Source organism: Pseudotabrizicola sp. L79 (assembly GCF_036553525.1).
GTDB lineage: Bacteria > Pseudomonadota > Alphaproteobacteria > Rhodobacterales > Rhodobacteraceae > Pseudotabrizicola.
In genome coordinates this window covers 75,915-96,407 of sequence record NZ_JAZHDA010000045.1, presented here as the reverse complement: position 1 = coordinate 96,407, position 20,493 = coordinate 75,915, and the positions used below count along the sequence as shown (strand labels likewise).

Sequence of the window (20,493 nt, the reverse complement as noted above, 5' to 3'; positions counted from 1 at the left end):
CCCAGAGCGATCAGATACCCGAAGCGATCAGGCACCCGGCGCGATCAGATACCCGGCGGGGGCGGCGGCGGCACTTGGTCGAACAGCCGCTTCAGCGCGGTGTCGCTGGCCATTTTCCAGCCGTCTTGCCCGGCAGTCCAGACCATGCTGGCCCGCGACACCTGGCCCAAGGCCACCATCTGCGCCAGCGTCGTCTCGTCGAACGGGCCTTTGGTCGCGCCGTTTTCGGCCAGATGCCAGACCGTGGCGGCGGGGGGCGGTGGCGGGGGCGGCGGGGTGGGGCCTGCCTGCGGGGCCGCACCCCATGGCCCGACATTCTGGGCCATGGCCGCGCCCATGCCCGCCGCCATGCCCGCGCCCATCATGGCGCCCGCGCCGCTGGCCGGATTGGCCAGACCTTCGGCCGCGTTGAACTGCATGTATTTGTTCAGATCGCCCGCAATTCCCATCGAGGTGCGCTTGTCGAGCACCTTTTCCACCTCTTCAGGCAGGCTGATGTTTTCGATGTAAAACTCTGGCAGGCTTAGCCCATAGGCGGCCACGGCAGGGTTGATCGCATCGGTGATCAGGCGGCCCAGATCGCGGGTGTTTGCCGCCATATCCAGCACCGGAATGCCCGATTTGGCGATGGTCTGGCTGAATTCCTGCACGATGATGTTGCGGATCTGGTCCGAAACCTCATCTGCGGTGAATTCGCCGTCGGTGCCCACGATTTCGCGCAAAAACAGGGCCGGATCGCTGACCCGCATCGAATAGCTGCCAAAGGCGCGGATGCGCACCGGGCCAAATTCGGGATCACGGCACATGATCGGGTTCTTGGTGCCCCATTTGTGATCGTTGAACCGCGTGGTGTTGACGAAATAGATTTCCGATTTGAACGGGCTGTCAAAGCCATGATCCCAATGTTGCAGGGTGGTCATGATCGGCATGTTGTTGGTTTCAAGCATGTAAAGGCCGGGGCCGAAGACATCGGCCAACTGCCCTTCGTGCACGAAGACCGCCGCCTGACCTTCGCGCACCGTCAGCTTGGCCCCGTATTTGATCGCCTGCCCGCGCCGTTCGAACCGCCAGACCATCGTGTCGCGCGTATCATCCAGCCAGGAAATGACATCAATGAATTCGCCTTTGAGAAAATCGAAGACCATGGGCCTCTCCTTTATGCCAATGGTGGCAGTTAACTTTCGCCGCCGATCAGGCGTTTCGCAAGGCTTTGGATGATCGGGCGGGCCTCGGCCTCGGTCATGCCGGGGCGCAGTTCGGGGGAATACAGCATGCGCAGCATCAATTCATCCTGCCCGGTCAGCAGGGCGAATTCCTCATCGTCGTTAAAGATTGAGGGGCGGGCGCGGGGGCTGTCATTGGCAAGGCCAAGGCCTTGGGCGATTTCTTCATGCATGCACGACAGCCGCAACAGATCGGGATGTTCGGCCCGGATCACCGCCACTGCGCGGGTATAGCGGCCCGAATCGCCGTCAGACATCGCATAGACCAGGCAATAGGTGGACAGCGGCATCTGGGTGATGCCCGCCACCTCGCCCGAGGTCAGGCCGGGCAGCGATTGCTGGATGACTGGGCCAAGTGCGCGACGTTCGTCTTCGTTGACAATGTGGATGGTGAAATTCGCCGATTGATCCGCCAGCGTGATCGGGTGGCCGGTAAGGCGCGACAGCCGGGCAAGGTAAGACCGGATGCGCGCCGTATCTGTAGCGCGAGAGGTGGCCGAAACCCCCGGCCCAAAGCGCAGCGCCACGCGCACGGGCTGTTCCCAGCGGCGCAGGCGGCTTTCGGTCTGGCGCTGCACCGGGCCGTTGGGGCCACGCGCATATTCATCATAAAGCGCAATACGGATGAAATTCTCGGCCAGTTGGCGGTCGTTGAACGGGGTGTCACGCCCGCCACCGTCTGATCGCAGCAGGCCCATGGCCAGCAATTCGGTCTGCACGCGTTCAAAATGCTGACGCACCGCCACCGAGGCCGCCGAAGGTGCCGGGGCCGGGCTTTGCACGGCGGGGCGCGGGGCAGAGGGGGGCGAGCTGCGCGGTGCCTGTGGGCTGACGCAGGCCGACAGGGCCAGCGCCAGCGCCGGGATCAAGGCCAAAGGCCGTGGAAAGACGCCCCCCCGCACAGCCGGTCAGCCAGCCGCAGGGGCGGGATTGCGCGCCTTGGCCGACGCCAGCGTGTCGCGCAGTTCCGCCTCCATATGCTGCAATTCGGCTTCGGCCGCGGCCCGGCGCGCCTTGCCTTCGTCGGCGATTTGCAGGCTGTCGTTGATGGTGGCGATCAGCTGTTCGTTGGCGCGTTTGACGCTGTTGATGTCAAACACCCCGCGCTCCATCTCTTCGCGCACGATCCGGTTGGTTTCGCGCAGATGGTCGGCATTCTTGGTCAGCAGATCATTGGTCAGATCATTGGCATCGCGCACCGCATCGGCCGCCTCACGCGAGCGTTGGATCGTCACGGCCTGGGCAAGCTGGGTTTCCCACAGCGGCACGGTGTTCACCAGGGTCGAGTTGATCTTGGTGACAAGGGATTTGTCATTTTCCTGCACCAGACGGATCGAGGGCAGCGATTGCATGGTGACCTGACGGGTCAGTTTCAGATCATGCACCCGGCGTTCCAGATCGTCGCGGGCCGCGCGCAGATCGCGCAATTCCTGCGCCTTCATCACCTGATCGGCTTCGGGGGCCGCCTTGACCTCGGCCTCTTTGGCGGGAATGTCGCGCGCGTCGATTTCGGCCAGCTTGGCCTCTCCGGCGGCGATATACAGGGCCAGTTCGTCGTAGAAATCCAGCGTCTTGGCGTAAAGCACATCCAGCGACTTGATGTCTTTCAGCAGCTTGTGTTCATGCGACAACAGGCTTTCGGTGATCTTGTCGATCTGGCCCTGCACATCTTCGTATTGCGCCACGAATTTTGCAAAAGGGGCGGCCCGGCCAATCAGCTTTTCCCACCAGCTGCGGTCGCGCCGCAGATCAAGCTCTGACGATGAAAAACCCCGGATCGTGGTCACGATCTGGCGCAGGCTGTCACCCGCGGGGCCGACATCCTTGTTCTTCACATCGGCCAGCATTTCCTGGCTGATGACCTGCAATTCCGCCTGCGCCTTTGACCCGAACGAAATGATCGACTGGGTGTTGGCCATATCCAGTTCGGCCATACGCTGCCGGATTTCGGCGGCCTTTTCGGTGGGCGCAGCCTCTAGCGGCACGATCTCGCCGCCCGGTTCGGGCAGAATGACAGCCGTTACGGCCTCTACCTGAGCAAGGGTCTGGGCGGCCTGTTCACGGGTGGTCTGGGTCATGGCACTCTCACAATTGGCAAGGTCAGGTTTCGCGCTGCAGGCGTTCGCGCAGCACGTCGATTTCCACATTCATATCGCTGCGATTGTCATCCAGCAGGCGACGCGAGCGGTCGGCAAAGGTGGTTTCCAGATCGGTCAGCAGGGTTTCATAATCGGCGCGGGCCTTGGCATCGCGGGTCTGGGCGTAAAGATCGGCGAATTTCACCGTCGCGTCGCGCGCGCCCATCAAATAGACCGACAGATATTTGCGCGCGGCTGTCAGGTCGCGCGGGTCTTGCTCGACCGTGCGAAACAGGCCGCGTGCGGCGGCCGCAAAGCGATCGACGCGGGCCTCAAGCTGGCGATCGCGGGCACGCAGGATGGCGTCGCGCATCGCCGACAGATGCTTTTCCGCCTCATCCACGGCGCGGGCCACGCGGTCGGTCTGAAAGCTGTCGATGCCCTCGGCCCCCTTGTCGCGCAGCGGATCAAGGCCAAAGCTGCCCAAGTGCAGCGCCGCGCCCAGAATTCCGAACAACACCGGATAAAGCAGCCCGTCATGATGCATCAGCGCCCCCAGCCCAAGGCCAAGGCCCGTCAGCACCGCGCCAAAGATCTTGCGCGGAATGGCCGGGCGGCGGGCGATGGCGCGCGCCTCATAGCCCGCTTGGGCCAGCAGGCCTTCGCGCGTCAGCCAAGCGCCCAGCAGCATCACCGCCGAGGCGCAAAGGCCCAGAAGCAGACTGCGGGGAGAGCCGGTAAAGGCCATGGGCAGAAAGAAAAGTGCCACAAAAAACAGCAAGGTAGACCGGGCGCCCGCCTTGACCGGGCGCAGATTGTCAAACCGATGCGCCGCCGGGGGGGGCGTTTGCGCAGCATCGGGGCTGTATTTGCCGCCAAACCGTTGTGCCATTACAGACCCGCCCCAAAGGCCACATAGAGTGTCAGGCAGAACAGCATCAGAAATGACAGGTTCTGCAACCCTTTACCGGACATTCTTGCCCTTTCTTGCGTCGGGGCCCAACGCGCGCCCCCTGTTGCACCCAACTATAAGTGATGGGGCGCGGTCTTGCCAGTAGAAGCTGGGGGGAAGCGGAACACGGCTTTCCCCCCAAATCCGGGCCTAGCGCCCGCGTTTCGGGCCGCCCATCGGGCCGCGTGGGCCGGGCTTGGCGTCCTTTGGGCCTGCGTTTTGGGGCCCGGCGTTGCGGGTTGGGCTGTTGCGGGATGGGCTGTTACGGGTTTGGCTGGGGCCGGGTTTGTGGGGCGCGCGCGGTTTTGACGGCGCTTCCGTCTCGGCTGCCTCGCGTCGGGCTGCTGGGGCAGGGCGCGCGCGTGGCTCGGCCCCCGCGTCATCTGACCGCCAGCGGCTGGCAGGCTTGGGGCCTGTGCGCTTGGCGGCGGTGTGATCCGGGCGGTCGGCCGCGCCCATGCGCTTTTGGCCAAAACCGGGGGCATCGGTGCTTTTCGCAGGCCCCGGCTTGCGGGGCGCGCGCGTCAGCTTTGCCTTTGGCGCGCCCTCGGCGGCCTCGCCGCCCTCGATCAGGGCGCCCAACTGGTCGCGCAGCACGCGGGCGCGGATTTCCTCAACCTCGCCGGGTTTCAGATCATTCAGGCGGAACGGGCCATAGCTGATGCGGATCAGCCGGTTCACCGTCACCCCGATGGCCGACATTGCCCGACGGATTTCGCGGTTCTTGCCTTCTCGCAGGCCCACCGTCAGCCAGGCATTGGCCCCCTGATGGCGGTCAAGCACCACCTCCATCGGCTGAAACCGCTCTCCCTCGACCGTGATGCCCTTGCGCAGCGGGTCAAGCTCGGGGTCTGTCGGATTGCCTTTGACGCGGACGCGATACTTGCGCAGCCAGCCGGTCGAAGGCAATTCAAGCTGGCGTTTCAGCGCGCCGTCATTGGTCAGCAACAGCAAGCCTTCGGAATTCAGGTCAAGCCGGCCCACCGACATGACGCGCGGTATATCCTCGGGCAGGTGATCAAACACCGTCTCGCGGCCCTTTTCATCCGAGGCCGAGGTGACAAGGCCTTCGGGCTTGTAATACAGCCACAGTCGCGCTGGTTCTGGCGCACCAACCGGCTGGCCCGACACGGTGATCTTGTCGCTGCCGGTGACATTCAGCGCGGGCGAAGTGACAAGCTTGCCATTCACCTTGACCTCTCCGGCCTCGATCAGCCGTTCCGCCTCACGCCGCGAGGCGATGCCGGCGCGCGACAGCACCTTGGCGATGCGGTCGCCTTCGGGGGTTTGCGCGGCATCAGGTTTGACGGCAGCGGGCTTGGCGGCTGCGCCTTTGCGGGGGCTTGTCTTTTCGGGCATGGAAAGCGACCTTTGGCGCAGAGAGAGACCCAAGGGCAGATTGCCCCGGGCCCCGAACAGTATTTGGGAACGGGGTCCATAGCAAGGTGGCGGGCAAGGTGGCATTCCGGTCGTTCATGGAGATCGCGCTGCAAGAGGCGCGGGCCGCCGCGGATCGGGGCGAGGTGCCGGTGGGGGCGGTGGTCGTTTCGCCCGCGGGCAAAGTGGTGGCGCAGGCCGGAAACCGCACGCGCGAATGGCACGACCCGACCGCCCATGCCGAGATCGTGGCGATCCGGGCGGCCTGTGCGGCGCTTGGCACCGAACGGCTGGTCGGCCATGATCTGTATGTCACGCTGGAACCCTGCCCGATGTGCGCCGCCGCCATTTCGAACGCACGGATCGGGCGGCTGTATTACGGTGCGGCGGATGCGAAAAGCGGGGGGGTTGCCGTGGGCGCGCGGGTGTTTCAGCACCCGCAATGCCACCATGTGCCCGAGGTTTACGACGGCATCGGCGCCGCGCAGGCCGAACAACTGCTGCTGGCCTTTTTTCGCGCCCGCCGCGATGGCGGCGGCTGACCGGGGCGTTTCGGCCATCACCCTTATCCCGACTGGGGGCAAAGAGCCGGCCAACCCAGCCTGCGCAAGGCCTTGGTGCAATTCCGGCTTTCCTTGTGGCGTGGCACTGGGTATTTCAGGCGACATCGCTGGATTAGACCATCAAGGGGGTCATGATGAAAATCGGCAATCGCTCTATCGGGCCCGGGCATCCGCCATTGGTGATCGCAGAGATCGGCATCAACCACGGGGGCGACCTTGGTGTTGCCAAGGAAATGGTGCGCCAGGCGGCCCTTGCGGGCTGTGAGCTGATCAAGCATCAGACCCACATTCTGGAAGACGAAATGACGGATGAGGCGAAGTCGATCTTCCCGCCCAATGCCGATGTGTCGATCTGGCATGTGATGGAGCGTTGCGCGCTGTCGCTGGAGGATGAGGCGGAACTCAAGCGTTACACCGAAGACCTGGGGATGATCTGGATCTCGACCCCGTTCAGCCGGGCGGCGGCTGATTTTCTGGAAACGCTGGATGTGCCGGCCTACAAGATCGGCTCGGGCGAGGCCGACAACCTGCCGCTGATCCGCCATATCGCGCGCAAGGGAAAACCGGTGATCATGTCCACCGGGATGCAAACGATTGAAACGCTGCGCGCCAGTGTCGAAATTCTGGATCATGCCGGGGTGGATTATGCGCTGCTGGAATGCACCAACCTGTATCCCAGCCCTGCCGAGATCGTGTCTTTGCGGGGCGTGACCGAGTTGAAACAGGCCTTTCCGCGTGCGGTCGTGGGCTTTTCCGACCATTCCATCGGCCCTGAAATGGCGCTGGCCAGTGTGGCCTTGGGGGCCTGCATCCTTGAGCGGCACTATACCGACACCCGCTATCGCAAGGGCCCCGATATCATCAACTCGATGGACCCGGCCGAGCTGAAATTCCTGATCGACCGCAGCCGCGAAATCTGGATCGCGGCGAACAACCCCAAGCAACGCAGCGCGCCGGAAGAAGACGTCTATCGCTTTGCCCGTGGGTCTGTCGTGGCCGATGCTGATCTGCCCGAGGGCCATCTGATCACCGAGGCCGACATCTGGGCCCGCCGCCCGGGGTCGGGCGAGATTGCGGCCTATGACTTTGACAAGGTGGTGGGCAAACGCCTGACCCGCGCCGTGACACGCAACACGCAGTTGAAATGGGGGGATTTGGCGTGACCCTGAGCCGGGCCGACATTGGGATCTGGCTGATCAACTTGCCGCGCGATACAGAGCGGCGGCAAAGGATGGAAAGCCAGCTGTCGGCCATGGGGCTGTCTTGGCGCTTGTTTCCGGCCATCGACGGGCGTGCGAACGAAGCAGATCTTCGCCTTCGGGCGGATGCCGAAGCTTATGCCCGCAACATGGGCAGTCCGCTGCTTCCGGGCAAGCTGGGGGTCTATGCCAGCCATCTGGCGGTTTGGCAGGATTTTCTGGACAGCCCTTGCAAGGTCGCACTCATCCTTGAAGATGATGTCGTGTTCCATGACGACTTCCTGACAGCGGTTGAGACAGCCTTGGCCCATGATGACGCCTGGGATCTGGTGCGTTTCAACTGCATCCGGGCCAAGATGCCTGTGACCCAGGCACAGTTGGGACGCTACCGCCTGAACGCTTATGTCGGTCCGTTCACGGGCAACGCAACCTATCTGATTCATCGCGATGTTGCTGCCCGTCTATTGCCCAGGCTGTGGCCGCAAACCCGTGCGCTGGACCATGAATTGAACCGTTTTTTCCTGCATGATTTCCGTCAATTGGGCCTCGAGCCGTGGTCTAGCCATCCTGATGACGGTGGGGTCAGCACAATCACAGGCACCGGTTTTTCTGATGTGAAAAAGTTCAAGTGGTATCGCCGGTTGCCGCACTATCGCTTGAAGACGGGAAATTATTTTCGGCGCTTTTGGTGGCTGTTGCGGCGTGGGATGCTGATGCCAAGATTGCAGTCAAAGAAAGGGTGAGTGGATGACAATTCGTTTGGCAGTTGACGGTCGCGGCCCTTTGCGTCGTCGTATCCTTGATGCGCTGGTGGCGCAATCAGGCGGCAATGTCGAAGTGGTGTTGCATCTTGGCGACCGCGATGCCGATTTCCACGCCGCCTGCCTGCAACGCATGGAAGTGCGCAACGGCAAGAAAGGGCATTTGCTGCGCGACCACCTGACCAAAGGCGCTGACATGCATTTGCTGGCCTCGCCCGACTTCCAGAACCTGATGGCGACGGCGGTCGACCAGATGCATCGCGGATCAAAATACTACAACTACCGCGCGCACAACCTTGTGAACCTTCAGGACTATCTTGATTACTATCATGTGGTGACACAGGCCCTTGCCGATCAGCTCACGGCAGCCGGGGCAACACATGCCCTGTTCATGAACATGCCACATCTGGGCTATGATACGATGTTGTATCAGGTGGCCCGCAGCCTTGGCCTGAAAACATTGGTTCTGTGCCAGACCACCTATTCTGACCGCTTTTTTTCGATGCAGCGGATCGAGGATATGGGGGTTTTCGACCCCTCTGTCGGTCATGCGCCTCCTTTGCCAATCAAGAAGGGCGATCAGCCCGATCTGTTTTATATGGATGATCGCTGGCAAAAAGAGGGCCCCCGTGGGCGGATCACTGCGGGTGCAATCAAGAATTACCTAAAGCACATCGTGCTGCGCGACCCGAAATCACTGCTGCGCCCCGATGTCATGGTGGCTGATTTGCGTCGCATTGCGCGGATCTACGGTGCCTTGCCCGAATGGCGCGACCCCTTTGCCAAGTTTTTTCACCGCAATGAAATGCCGTATTACGAAATGCTGGCAAGTTGCGAAGGCCAAAAGGTCGATTATGAGGCGAAGTTTGTCTATCTTCCGCTCCACAATCAGCCTGAGATGTCGACTTCGGCCCTTGGCGGAGTGTTTCGTGATCAGGCATTGGTGATCGAAACGGTGGCGCGCCATTTGCCCGAGGGATGGAAAATCTACGTTAAGGAAAACCCCCGACAAAACGCCTTTGCGCGCGGACCGCTGTTCTGGCAGCGGGTGATGCGGTTGCCGGATGTGCAGATTTTGCCGTCGCATGCACCAACCCATGAATTGACGGCGCGCGCCCAGTTGACCGCGACAGTGGCGGGCACCGCTGGCTGGGAGGCGTTGATCAAGGGCCGTCCAGCGCTGGTCTTTGGGGGGGGGTGGTGGAAGTCTTTTCCCGGCGTCACACGGTTTCATGAAGGTGTGGACTTGCAAGCCGTGGCCAACACGGCCTTTGAGCATGAAGGTTTGGAGCATGCCGCTGGTCAGTTGATTGCCCGCTGCCATGACGGTGTGATCGAACTTCTGTATTCCCGAATGAAAGAGGCGTTGGACGAAGAGGCCAATGCCCAGGTCGCGGCGAAAGGCATTCTGGATTTGCTGGAGGATCGCGTTCCCGTCACCTTCGGCTCTGGAGCGAAAGGGTAAATCGTGACCGAACGCATCATCCTCAGCCTGAAATATGGAACACGCTACCCAGCCGATTATGTGAATGTCTTGTACAACGCATGCCGCAAGGCCATGCGGGGCAGTTTTCGGTTTGTTTGTCTGACCGATGATCCGAAGGGGCTGGTCGAGGGGATCGAGGCATTGCCCATCCCGGATGTCGGGCTTACCCAACAAGAATGGTATCGCGGCGGTATCTGGCCGAAATTGGGGATTTATGATCGCCGCCTGCACGGCATGACCGGACGCTGCCTGTTCATCGACCTTGATATGGTTATCGTCAGCGATCTTGATGCGTTTTTTGATCTGCCGGGCACTTTCATTGGCATCAACGAAACCTCGGCTTGGGGGCGTGATCCGAAGGGCGCGCCCAAACTCTGCTCCGCGATTATCGCTTTTGACGCAGGATCTTTGCCGCAATTGGCCGAAGAGTTTACCGCAAACAAGCCGCAAATCCTGAACAGATTTCGCACCGAACAGGATTATACAGCCGCAACCCTGCCAGACATCAGCTATTGGCCCGATGATTGGGTCATCAGTTTCAAACGAAAACTGCGGCGTCCGATCGGCATCGATCTGGTAATTGAACCCAAGGCTCCGCCGCAGGGCACAAAGGTGCTGGCCTTTCACGGAACACCTCGCCCGATTGACCTGATCAGTCGCGAGAAACTGTTTTGGGACCGATTTCCCCATTTGGGCCATGGCAGGGTTTCATGGATGGCCCGCTATTGGCTTGACAATGGCGGCACCTTGCCATGATCCCGAAGGTCTAAATGCCCATCTTATGATCAGGAGCGGATCATGACCCGTTCACTTCTCTTCCTCACCGGAACCCGTGCCGATTTCGGCAAGCTGGAGCCTTTGGCCGCTGCGGCGCGTGATGCGGGGCATCGTGTGACGTTTTTTGTCACCGGTATGCATGTGATGCAGCGCTATGGGCTGACCAAGCTAGAGGTGCATCGCATGCCCGGCGTGGGTGTGCATGAGTTTTTGAACCAGCGCGCGGGCGATGGTCAGGATGTGGTGCTGGCCAAGACGGTGATGGGCTTTTCCGATTATGTGATGGAAAACCGCCCCGATCTGATCGTGATCCATGGGGACCGGATCGAGGCTTTGGCGGGTGCGCTGGTGGCGGCGACAAATTACATCCCCTCGGCCCATATCGAAGGCGGCGAGGTTTCGGGCACCATTGATGAGGTGTTTCGCCACTGCAACACCAAGCTGGCCACGCATCATTTTGTTTCCTCTGATCAGGCCGCGCGGCGTGTGATGGCGCTGGGCGAGCCGGAAAGTTCGATCCATGTCATTGGCTCGCCCGAGCTTGATTTTCATGCGGCCGCCTCTGGGGTTACGCTGGATGATGTGCGCGCGCGCTATGACATCGGCTTTTCCGATTATGGCATCGCCGTGTTTCATCCCGTGACCAGTGAACAGGCCACGATGGGCGCGCAGGCCGATGCGCTGTTTGGTGCGCTTGACCGCTCGGGGCGCAATTTTGTGGTGATCGCGCCGAACAACGATCCGGGGTCCGAGGCGATCTTTGCCGCCTTGGATCGCTTGCCGAAAGACCGGTTTCGCCTGATCCCCTCAATGCGCTTTTCGCATTTCTCCGAACTGATGAAAAACGCCGCCTGCATGGTGGGCAATTCCAGTGCCGGGGTGCGTGAGGCGCCGTTTCTGGGCATCCCGTCGCTGGATATCGGCACGCGGCAAACCAACCGCGCGCAAGCGGCCTCGGTTCATTCCTGCGCGGCCAGTGACGGCGGGGCGATTGCTGATTTCCTGTCGCGCGAATGGGGGCACCGCCACCCGCCGCATACGGGCTTTGGCGAGGGCCGGGCGGCCGACCGCTTTGCCCAAACACTGGCCAAGGCGGATTTCTGGGCGCGTGGGCTGCAAAAGGCCTTTCAAGACATTGGCTAGGCGGCGGCATCAGGGGCCTTTGGGGGGCGCGTTGCGCGCCTATTTGCTGGCCAGCCGCCTGATTCCGCTGGCTGCCCCGCTGGTGTTGCGGCGCAGGCTTGCGCGCGGCAAGGAAGACCCGGCACGCTGGCGCGAAAAGTTGGGCTTTGCAGGGGCCGTGCGCCCGCCGGGGCCTGTGGTCTGGATGCATGCCGTGGGGTTGGGTGAGGTGCTGGCCCTGCGCGGCCTGATCGTCGAAATGGCCCGGCAGGCGCCCGATCTGTCGTTTCTGGTCACTTCGACCGCGCGCTCTTCGGCCCAGGTGATGACGGCCAACCTGCCGCCGCGCACGCAGCATCAGTTTTTGCCGCTGGATGCGCCGGGCTATCTGGCCCGCTTTCTGGATCATTGGCAGCCCTGCCTGTCGGTCTGGGCCGAGCAAGAGCTGTGGCCGGGGGCTGTTGTGGCCACGCAGGCGCGGGGCATTCCGCTGGCTTTGGTCAATGCCCGGATCACCGCGGCAAGTGCCGCGCGTCGGCAAAAGGCACAGGGTCTGTTTGCCGATCTTTTGGCGCGGTTTGCGCTGATCGCCGCACAAGATCAGGCCAGCGCCACCCGCCTGACGGCGCTTGGGGCGCGCGATGTGCAGGTGACGGGGGCGCTGAAGGCCGCTGCCCCGCCCTTGGGCTGTGATGCGGATGAACTGGCCCGCTTGCACCTTAGCCTTGCCGCGCGCCGGGTCTGGGTCGCGGCCTCGACCCATCCGGGCGATGAGGCCGAGGTGTTGGCGGCACTGCCCGATCTGCCGGGCCATCTGCTGATCCTTGCGCCGCGCGATGTGGGCCGGGCGGGCGCGATAGCCCAGGCCCTTGACGCGCGCGGTATCGCCTTTGCCCGCCGCAGTCTGGGGCAGGTGCCGGGGCCGGATGTGCCGGTCTGGCTGGCCGACAGCTATGGCGAATTGGGGCTGTGGTATCGGCTGGCAAAGGTGGCGCTGGTGGGGGGCGGCTTTGATCAGATCGGCGGCCATAACCCGTGGGAGGCCGCAATTCTGGGTTGCGCAGTGCTGCATGGCCCCGATACGGCGAATTTCGCGGCCGATTACGCGCTGCTGGACGGTCAGGATGCGGCGGTGGCCGTGGCGCCGGGGGCGTTGGCCAAGGCCGTGGTGCGGCCCGATCTGGCACAGGTGGGCGCCCGTGCCAAGGCAGCGGCTGACCACGCCCAAGGCAGCCTTGCCCCCTTGGCAAGCCACTTGTTGGCCTTGGCCGAGGGCGCGCCATGAGCCTGGCGTTGCGCCTGTTCTTGCTGGCGTGGTCGGCGCTTTGGACGCTGGGTCTGCCAGTGGTGCTGCTGTATCTGTGGCGGCGCGGGCGCAAGGATCCGGCCTATCTGGCGGCTTTGCCGGAACGCTTTGGCCGCTATGCCCGGCCCATGCCGGGTGCCATCTGGGTGCATGCGGTTTCTCTGGGCGAGATGCGATCCGCCGTGCCGCTGATCCGGGGGCTGCTGGCGGCAGGGCATCAGGTTGTGACCACGCATTTCACCCCCGCAGGCCGGGCCGAGGCCTTGCGCGCCTTTGGCCCCGAGATTGCCTTGGGGCAATTGCAGGCGGTCTGGGTGCCATTGGAGACCGGCTGGGCCTTTGCCGGGTTCTTTCGCGCCTTTCGCCCGGCCTATGGTCTGGTGATGGAGATCGAGATCTGGCCGCGCATGGTGTTTGCCGCACGGGCGCGGGGGGTGCCGTTGTTCATGTGCAATGCGCAATACCCCCAGGATTCACTGGCCCGCGATTCCCGTGGGCTGCGGTTGCGTCAGCAGGTGATGCAGGGCTTTGCCGGGGCGCTGGTGAAATCCGATTTGCAGGCCACGCGCTTTGCCGGGGTGGGGGTGCGCAACATTGCCGTGACGGGCGAGTTGCGGTTTGACCAGCCGGTGCCGCAGGCGCAGGTGGTGGCGGGGCAGGCGGCGCGGCTGTGGATCGGTGCGACACACAGGCGGGTGATCTGCATTGCGAGCGCGATCGAGGGCGAGGACGCGCTTTATATTCAGGCGATCAAGGCGCTGCGCCAGCATCATGCGGCCCATGATCTGCCGCCACCGCTGGTCGTCTATGTGCCGCGTCGGCCTGAACGCTTTGATCTGGTGGCGCGCACGCTGGAAGACGCGGGCCTGCGTCTTTTGCGCCGGTCGGCTTTGGGCCCGGCGTTTGATCCGGCGCAGTGGGGCAGGGTTGAAACGACGCCGGATGTGTTTCTGGGCGACAGTCTGGGCGAGATGTATGGCTATCTTGCAATGGCCGATCAGGCCGTGGTGGGTGGGGGCTTTACCCCCAAAGGGTCACATAACATTTCCGAGGCGTTGGTGCTGGGCAAGCCGGTGATGACCGGCCCGCATGTGCAGACCATCGAATTCCCCTTTGCCGAGGCCGAAGCGGCAGGGGTGGCCATCAAGGCCACTGGAGGGAATGATCTGACCCGGCTGCTGGTGGCCAACCATCAGCCTGACCCTGCGGCCATTGCGGCCTTTGTGGCCAGCCAGGTGCAGGCCACTGACCGCACCCTTGCGGCCATTCCACGGCTGTTGGCGGCGGTCAGACCTTTCTGACACCCGCCGCCAGCTGTTCATTCAGCAGGAATTCGACCAGCCGGAAATCATAGGGCGTGTCGATGTCGTGGCAGCGGTCTGACGGCAGCACATAGGGCACGACGCGGCCCTCATAAATGGTCTTGGCCTTGCGCAGGTAATCCGGGGCCACCACATAGACCACGCCCACATGTTCATAAACCACCGGTGCATCCTGCCGCGCCCAAACCCCGCCGGGCAGCGGTTTTGATACATGCAGCGCGCCGGCGGCATCAGGCTCGACAAGGTTGAAATAGGGATTCTTTCGGGCCTCACAAACACTCATCACCATGTCTGGATGTTCGTTTATGAAAAGATCCAGCGCCCCGTCGATATCTTCGGGAATGCGCAGAGGAGAGGTGCAGTCAAGATCGAGAAAGGCTGAAACCGGCCCAGCCTTGGCCTCGGATGCCGCCAGCGCATGCTGCCAGACCCCCCATTTCGGCGCGGTATCGGTGGCCAGTTCGGCAGGGCGCAGACCAATGTCCAGCGCGCCGCGTTTCACGGCATGGTCGTAAATCGCCTCGTCATCGGTAGAGACAACCACCGCCCCGACGCGCGGATTGGCGAACAATTGGTCCAGCGACCAGTCGATCAGCGGCTTGCCGCACAGGGGGCGAAAGTTCTTGCCCGGCACGCCCTTTGACCCCTTGCGTGCCCCGATATGCCCAAGGATCATGCCCGCACCCCAGCAAAGCGCGCCTGCCATTCGGTGCGTTCTTCATCGGTGATCTTGCGGAACAGGTTGTCGGGCACCGCAAAGCCATGGCCCGGCGGCAGGGCGCGCAGGGCGTCGCTGGCATGTTCGGGCCATGACCAGTCGTCGCTGCCCATCGCCGTCATCATCGTGGCGGCGGCATCGGGGATAAAGGGCTGCGACAAGATCGCGTAAAGCCGGATCAGGTTCAGGCCCAGACGGATCTGTGCCTCGGCCTGGGCCGGATCGGTCTTGATCGTGGCCCAAGGGGCAGCGGCTTGCAGATATTCATTGCCCGCCACCCAGATCGCGCGCAACTCGGCTGCGGCCTTGCGCACCTCCATCGCCTGCATCAGCGCCTCATAGTCGCGGATGCGCGCGCCCAGATCGGCAATCAGCGCGGTTTCCTGCGGGCCGAATTCGCCGCCTGCGGGCACGGTTTCGCCCAGTTTCGACTTGGCGAATTTGGTCACACGGCTGACGAAATTGCCCAAGACATCGGCCAGATCCTTGTTCACCGATTGCTGGAAGTTTTCCCAGGTGAATTCGGCATCCGAGGATTCCGGCGCATGGCTTAGCAGCCACCAGCGCCAGTAATCGCTGGGCAGGATCGACAGCGCCTGATCCATGAACACCCCCCGCCCGCGAGAGGTGCTGAACTGGCCGCCGTCATAATTCAGATAGTTGAAGGACTTGAGGTAATCGACCAGCTTCCACGGCTCGCCCGAGCCGAGGATCGTGGCGGGGAAGGACAGGGTGTGGAAGGGCACGTTATCCTTGCCCATGAACTGGTAATAGGTCACGTCATCCGCGCCCTTGTCGGTGCGCCACCAGCGTTCCCACGCGGCATCATCCAGCCCGTTGGCATCGGCCCATTCGGCGGTGCCTGCGATATATTCGATGGGGGCATCGAACCAGACGTAGAAAACCTTGCCCTCCATCCCCGGCCAGGGCTGATCGCCCTTTTTCACCGGAATGCCCCAATGCAGATCGCGGGTGATGCCGCGGTCTTGCAGCCCGTCACCGTCGTTCAGCCATTTCTTGGCGATCGAGGTGGTCAGCACGGGCCAGTCGGTCTTTGAATCGATCCAGGCCTCCAGCTTGTCGCGCAGGGCGCGCTGCATCAGATACAGGTGCTTTGTCTCGCGCTGTTCCAGATTGGTGCTGCCCGAAATCGTCGAATGCGGGTTGATCAGATCGGTCGGGTCAAGCTGCTTGGTGCAGTTGTCGCACTGGTCGCCGCGCGCGCTGTCATAGCCGCAATTGGGGCAGGTGCCTTCGATATAGCGATCGGGCAGAAAGCGGTTGTCGTCGATGGAAAAGATCATCTTTTCCGTGACTTCCCGGATCAGGCCCTGATCGGCCAGCCGCCCTGCGAAATGCTGGGTCAGGTGATGATTGCGCTGGCTGGAGGACCGGCCGAAATGATCGAAGGACAGCCGAAAGCCGCGCGCGATTTCGGCCTGCACGTCGTGCATTTCGGCACAGTAGTCGGCCACAGGTTTGCCGGCCTTGGCCGCGGCCAGTTCGGCCGGGGTGCCATGTTCATCGGTGGCGCAGATGAACATCACCTCATGGCCACGCGCGCGCATGTAGCGGGCGAACAGGTCGGCCGGAAGCTGGCTGCCGACAAGATTGCCCAGATGCTTGATCCCGTTGATATAGGGAATGGCCGAGGTGATGAGAATCCGTGCCATGATGCGCCTTCCTGACTGTGTTCTGCCCCTTTAGCGCGTCTTTCCAGCCCGTGCAAAGGGGCATGGGTGTGACAGCGGGGGGGGGGCATCAAGGGGCGGGGGTGGCGCTGGTGGGGCCCTTGGCGGGCCGGATCAGGCGCCAGCGGGCCGGGGCCGCCTGTCGGGCGCGCAGCAAGGTGATGCCAAGGGCAACCCCGGCCTCGTCGCGCAGGCCCGAAGGCGAGGGCAGGGCATGGGCTTGCCAGCGGCTTTCCACCCCCTGCGCGCCGCCATCGCCTGCGGTCAGCACCAGACCCAGCGGGGCAGGGTGGCCCGACTGGCCCGGCGTTTCGGCGGCCAGATGCAGACGGCGCACGGCGGTCAGGCCGGGGGGGCTGGGGTATTCGGCCACCACGGCCGGGGCCGTGCCCGACCGCAGCGCCTCTTCTGCTGCCCATTGAATTTCCTCGGCCCGGCGGCATTGCACCAGAACCAGCCGCCCCGGATGCAGATGATCGCGGATGCCGCAGGTATACAGCCGCTCGGGCAGCCAAGACGGCGCCACCCAGATCACCGGCCCGTCAGACAGGGCCAGCGTCATCAGCGCCAAGGCCACCCGCGCAGGCCCGCAGATTTCGTGAATCCGTCCCCGGATCAGCCCCGGCAGAATTTGCCCGGGCAGCGGATGGGGGGGCAGGGCGCGGGGGCCCTGACTGTTGGGAATCGGCAAGATCATGGGCACAGGGTAATTCGTTCACTTTTCGTTCTCAATCCTCTTGATGGCCTTGCCGCGACGGCCCAAGCGGTTAGGTTGCGTGCCAGCAACAAGACGAAAGGACGGGCGATGGATCGGGTGCTTTTGGGCCGCACAGGCATCGAAGTTTCGCAGCTGTGCCTTGGCACCATGACATGGGGCAGCCAGAACACCGAGGCCGAGGGCCATGACCAGGCCGATCTGGCCTTGGCGCAGGGCATCACCTTTTGGGACACGGCCGAGATGTATCCGACCAATCCGGTGCGGGCCGAAACCGTGGGCGATACCGAGCGCATCATCGGCAGCTGGCTGAAAGCGCGGGGCGGGCGGTCGCGGTTGCAGATTGCCACCAAGATCACGGGGGCCGGGCAAAAAATGGTGCGCGATGGCGCGCCGATCACCGGGGCTGGCCTGATTGCGGCGGTTGAGGCGTCTTTGCAGCGGCTGAACACCGATTACATCGACCTGTATCAACTGCATTGGCCAAACCGTGGCAGCTATCACTTTCGTCAGGCTTGGCGCTTTCATCCGCGCGTCACGGATCGGGCCGAGGTTGAGGCCCATATGATTGAGGTGTTGCAGGCCGCGCAGACGCTGATTGAGGCGGGCAAGATCCGTGCCATTGGCCTGTCGAATGAAAGCGTCTGGGGTGCGGGGCTGTGGCTGCATCTGGCGCAGGTGCATGGCCTGCCGCGCATGGCCAGTGTGCAAAACGAATATTCGCTGCTGTGCCGCCAATTTGATACCGATTGGTGCGAATTCAGCATGGCCGAGGATATGCCCCTGCTGGCCTTTTCGCCTTTGGCGGTGGGGCTGTTGTCGGGCAAATATGCGGGCGATGTGACCCCCGATGGCACAAGGCGCAGCTTTACCCCCGATCTGGGTGGGCGGATCACATCGCAGGTGTTTCCGGCAGTGGCGGCCTATCTGGGCATTGCGGCCGAACACGGGCTGGACCCGTGCCAGATGGCCATCGCCTTTTGCCTGACGCGGCCCTTTCCCTGCATCCCGATCATCGGGGCCAGCAGTCTGGATCAATTGCAGATCAACATCGGTGCCGCCGACCTGCACCTGAGCGAGGCCGTGCTGTCGGATATTGCGCTGGCCCATCGGCAATTCCCGATGCCCTATTGATCGCAAGGGGCGGCTTCCGGGCTTGCATCGCGGGGCGGTTTCAGGCCTTGTGCGGGGCAGGAACCAACGGGGGTGACATGCGCAGGCTGATTGGGGCATTGCTGGGGGTGGGTATGCTGGCTGCGTGCCAGATTGCACTGCCGGGGCGGGATACAGCGCCCGCGGCCGCCAACCCCATCATCGGCGACGCGGTCGAGGTGACCAGTCTGGACGCCCCCGCCGCATCTAAACCCGCCGCATCAAAGCCGGCTGCAACGAAACCCGTCGCATCGGAACCCGCCCCGCCAGACGCCGCGCCCGCAGCCGCAGAACCTGCCCCGGCAGACCTTTCCGCAGCTGACCCTGGCACAGCAGAACCGCCGCAGGCTGCCCCTGCGCCGGTCGTCGTCAAATCAGCGGCGCAACTGGCCTGCGAAAAGAAAAAGGGCGTCTGGACAACGGCAGGCTCGGGTTCGGCCTTCTTTTGCCAAAGCGTCACCCGCGATGGCGGAAAATCCTGCCGCGCCTCGACCGATTGTCAGGGCTATTGTCTGGCCCGGTCGCTGACCTGCGCGCCGGTGACGCCGATGTTCGGCTGTCAGGACATCTTGAACGAAGCAGGCCGGATGCTGACCCAATGCGTCAACTGATCCCCTTTCTGGCGGCGCTGGCGGTGATGGGATGTGCGGCCAAGACGCCATCCCCGGTGCAGTCGTTTCGCAAGGCCGGGGCGCCGATGTGGTCGAATGCGCAGTTCGATCTGTCGCGCCTGCCGGGCCGCTGGCAGCAAGCGGCGGGCTTTGCGCCGGTGGGCGATGAACCCTGCCGTCCCGGTGGGGCCGAGATCACCGGCCCGTCCAGCGCGCCGACCCTGGCGGCCCGGCTGTGTCTGGGCGGGGCCGAAACCCGGCTGGCCGGGCCGATGCAGCCTATCGGGCCGGGGCGCTTTGCCGTGGCGGGGCAGGAATGGTGGGTGATCTGGGTCGATACCGATTATCGCACCCTTGCCATCGCCACGCCTTCGGGCGCCTATGGGTTCATCCTGAACCGGGGCGGGCCGCTGCCGCCCGACCGGCTGCGGGCTGCGCGTGAGATCTTTGATTTCAACGGCTATGACGTGTCGCGGCTGGTCGCCTATTGACCCATCCGTGACCGCAGGCTGCGCAAATGACCGGGCACGTCGCGCGCGCCCAGATCGGCCTCGCGCACCAGCCAGTCGAAATGGCGGCCAAAGCTTTCGACGCGCGCGCTGTCACGAAACGCAAGGTAATGGCGGCCCAGATACAGCACCGCCAGCATCGGGCCAAAAACCGTGATCGGTGCCGAAAACACCCGCCGTGCATCAAACAGATACAGCCGCAGCGACGGATACAGCGTTTCGGTCAGCTCGATCATCCGGTCCATCTGGTCCAGCCGGATGTCGATCGGCAGGCCGGCGTAATAGCCGCTGCCACTGGCAAAGGCCTGCACTTCATGCAGGGGCAGGGCCATTTCATAATCTGACCGCGCCCCGCGCATCCAGGCCAGCCGGTCTTCAAAGGCCCCAATCGCCTGATCGGCGGTGCGCCCCAGTTGGGGGGCATATTCCCATTGCACCATGCGGCGGGTTTTCAGCATGTCGGGCAAGGTGGCGGGCACATGGCGGATCTTGTAGCCCGCTGCCTCGCGGTGCCAGTCAAAGATCGCCTCGTCAATCAAAGCGCGTGGCGCCTCGGTTTCGGTCAGTTGTGTGGCCAGCAGATCGGCCAAGGGCTCGGGCCGGCCCGACAGGCCCAACAGCCAATCGGCCGACACGCCCAAGGCGCTGGCACAATCGGCGGCAAGCTGGGCATTGGGCAGGCGTTTGTCGCTTTGCAGCAATTGGCTGATGGTGGACCGATCCACCCGCGTGGCCCGCGCCAGATCAGCCTGCGACAGACCCCTGTCTGCCATCGCATCGGCCAGACGGGTGCGAAACAGAATGGCGCGGTCGCGTTTGTCGATCATATCTTGCCTATGTTTTATAAATTCAACAAAGGTGACTTTATGGTGCGTATCCTTGGCATTCTCGGCCCCGCTGGCAAGTGATATTCACAACCCTGTAACCCCTT

General features: G+C 63.2%; 20 protein-coding genes. 11 read left to right on the top strand and 9 right to left on the bottom strand.

The genetic code is table 11. From position 1 onward, the window contains the following. Nucleotides 1-44 precede the first annotated feature (44 nt). The 5 genes from V3C85_RS06365 to V3C85_RS06345 form a co-directional block, all read right to left on the bottom strand. A complete protein-coding gene (locus V3C85_RS06365; protein WP_331794255.1) occupies nt 45-1,145 on the bottom strand; it encodes an SPFH domain-containing protein in 1,101 nt (366 codons plus the stop codon). A 29-nt stretch (nt 1,146-1,174) separates the two neighbouring features. Then, nucleotides 1,175-2,092: a DUF2927 domain-containing protein gene (locus tag V3C85_RS06360; RefSeq protein ID WP_445941987.1), complete on the bottom strand. Its 918-nt coding sequence runs from the start codon at nt 2,090-2,092 to the stop codon at nt 1,175-1,177. Between the two features lie 39 nt (nt 2,093-2,131). Next, on the bottom strand, nt 2,132-3,301 hold the full coding sequence (locus V3C85_RS06355; protein WP_331794253.1) for a toxic anion resistance protein: 1,170 nt from the start codon (nt 3,299-3,301) through the stop codon (nt 2,132-2,134). 22 nt (nt 3,302-3,323) lie between these two features. Beyond that, nucleotides 3,324-4,193 carry a 5-bromo-4-chloroindolyl phosphate hydrolysis family protein gene (locus V3C85_RS06350; RefSeq protein WP_331794252.1) on the bottom strand — a complete coding sequence of 290 codons (870 nt, stop codon included), beginning with the start codon at nt 4,191-4,193 and terminating at the stop codon, nt 3,324-3,326. Between the two features lie 210 nt (nt 4,194-4,403). Next, complete coding sequence (locus V3C85_RS06345) at nt 4,404-5,612, bottom strand: pseudouridine synthase (protein ID WP_331794251.1); 1,209 nt, start codon at nt 5,610-5,612, stop codon at nt 4,404-4,406. A gap of 98 nt (nt 5,613-5,710) precedes the next feature. Here V3C85_RS06345 and V3C85_RS06340 point away from each other — a divergent pair, with 98 nt between their 5' ends. The 8 genes from V3C85_RS06340 to V3C85_RS06305 all read left to right on the top strand — a co-directional run bounded on the left by V3C85_RS06340 (nt 5,711) and on the right by V3C85_RS06305 (nt 14,145). After that, entirely contained in the window at nt 5,711-6,172 is a 462-nt protein-coding gene (locus V3C85_RS06340; RefSeq protein WP_331794250.1) for a nucleoside deaminase, read from the top strand. Nucleotides 6,173-6,327: 155 nt separating this feature from the next. Further along, nucleotides 6,328-7,356, top strand: a complete 1,029-nt coding sequence (locus tag V3C85_RS06335) for an N-acetylneuraminate synthase family protein (RefSeq protein ID WP_331794249.1) — start codon at nt 6,328-6,330, stop codon at nt 7,354-7,356. Continuing rightward, nucleotides 7,338-8,135: a glycosyltransferase family 25 protein gene (locus V3C85_RS06330; protein ID WP_331794248.1), complete on the top strand. Its 798-nt coding sequence runs from the start codon at nt 7,338-7,340 to the stop codon at nt 8,133-8,135. Before V3C85_RS06335 ends, V3C85_RS06330 begins: the two co-directional genes overlap by 19 nt. Before the next feature lie 4 nt (nt 8,136-8,139). Next, nucleotides 8,140-9,618 carry a capsular polysaccharide export protein, LipB/KpsS family gene (locus tag V3C85_RS06325; protein WP_331794247.1) on the top strand — a complete coding sequence of 493 codons (1,479 nt, stop codon included), beginning with the start codon at nt 8,140-8,142 and terminating at the stop codon, nt 9,616-9,618. Between the two features lie 3 nt (nt 9,619-9,621). Next, entirely contained in the window at nt 9,622-10,395 is a 774-nt protein-coding gene (locus V3C85_RS06320) for a hypothetical protein (protein ID WP_331794246.1), read from the top strand. Between the two features lie 42 nt (nt 10,396-10,437). Further along, the gene (gene neuC / locus V3C85_RS06315) at nt 10,438-11,559 is read left to right on the top strand and encodes a UDP-N-acetylglucosamine 2-epimerase (RefSeq protein WP_331794245.1); all 1,122 of its coding nucleotides are present in this window, start codon (nt 10,438-10,440) and stop codon (nt 11,557-11,559) included. A gap of 31 nt (nt 11,560-11,590) precedes the next feature. Continuing rightward, on the top strand, nt 11,591-12,823 hold the full coding sequence (locus V3C85_RS06310; RefSeq protein ID WP_331794244.1) for a 3-deoxy-D-manno-octulosonic acid transferase: 1,233 nt from the start codon (nt 11,591-11,593) through the stop codon (nt 12,821-12,823). Continuing rightward, nucleotides 12,820-14,145 carry a 3-deoxy-D-manno-octulosonic acid transferase gene (locus V3C85_RS06305; RefSeq protein WP_331794243.1) on the top strand — a complete coding sequence of 442 codons (1,326 nt, stop codon included), beginning with the start codon at nt 12,820-12,822 and terminating at the stop codon, nt 14,143-14,145. Before V3C85_RS06310 ends, V3C85_RS06305 begins: the two co-directional genes overlap by 4 nt. Here V3C85_RS06305 and V3C85_RS06300 read toward each other — a convergent pair. The 3 genes from V3C85_RS06300 to V3C85_RS06290 form a co-directional block, all read right to left on the bottom strand. Beyond that, entirely contained in the window at nt 14,132-14,842 is a 711-nt protein-coding gene (locus tag V3C85_RS06300) for an acylneuraminate cytidylyltransferase family protein (protein WP_331794242.1), read from the bottom strand. The two genes, V3C85_RS06305 and V3C85_RS06300, sit on opposite strands and share 14 nt — an antisense overlap. Continuing rightward, nucleotides 14,839-16,557: a methionine--tRNA ligase gene (metG, locus tag V3C85_RS06295; RefSeq protein WP_331794241.1), complete on the bottom strand. Its 1,719-nt coding sequence runs from the start codon at nt 16,555-16,557 to the stop codon at nt 14,839-14,841. Before metG ends, V3C85_RS06300 begins: the two co-directional genes overlap by 4 nt. A gap of 88 nt (nt 16,558-16,645) precedes the next feature. After that, nucleotides 16,646-17,272 carry an ImuA family protein gene (locus V3C85_RS06290; RefSeq protein WP_331794240.1) on the bottom strand — a complete coding sequence of 209 codons (627 nt, stop codon included), beginning with the start codon at nt 17,270-17,272 and terminating at the stop codon, nt 16,646-16,648. A gap of 108 nt (nt 17,273-17,380) precedes the next feature. On the opposite strand from V3C85_RS06290, the gene V3C85_RS06285 reads away from it, so the two are divergent. The 3 genes from V3C85_RS06285 to V3C85_RS06275 all read left to right on the top strand — a co-directional run bounded on the left by V3C85_RS06285 (nt 17,381) and on the right by V3C85_RS06275 (nt 19,544). Further along, a complete protein-coding gene (locus V3C85_RS06285; RefSeq protein ID WP_331794239.1) occupies nt 17,381-18,424 on the top strand; it encodes an aldo/keto reductase in 1,044 nt (347 codons plus the stop codon). Between the two features lie 77 nt (nt 18,425-18,501). Then, nucleotides 18,502-19,053: a hypothetical protein gene (locus V3C85_RS06280; protein ID WP_331794238.1), complete on the top strand. Its 552-nt coding sequence runs from the start codon at nt 18,502-18,504 to the stop codon at nt 19,051-19,053. Next, complete coding sequence (locus tag V3C85_RS06275; protein ID WP_331794237.1) at nt 19,041-19,544, top strand: lipocalin family protein; 504 nt, start codon at nt 19,041-19,043, stop codon at nt 19,542-19,544. Before V3C85_RS06280 ends, V3C85_RS06275 begins: the two co-directional genes overlap by 13 nt. On the opposite strand, the gene V3C85_RS06270 is transcribed toward V3C85_RS06275, so the two are convergent. Continuing rightward, nucleotides 19,538-20,389, bottom strand: coding sequence for a helix-turn-helix domain-containing protein (locus tag V3C85_RS06270; protein WP_331794236.1), 852 nt, complete (start codon nt 20,387-20,389; stop codon nt 19,538-19,540). The genes V3C85_RS06275 and V3C85_RS06270 overlap by 7 nt on opposite strands. Nucleotides 20,390-20,493 lie beyond the last annotated feature (104 nt).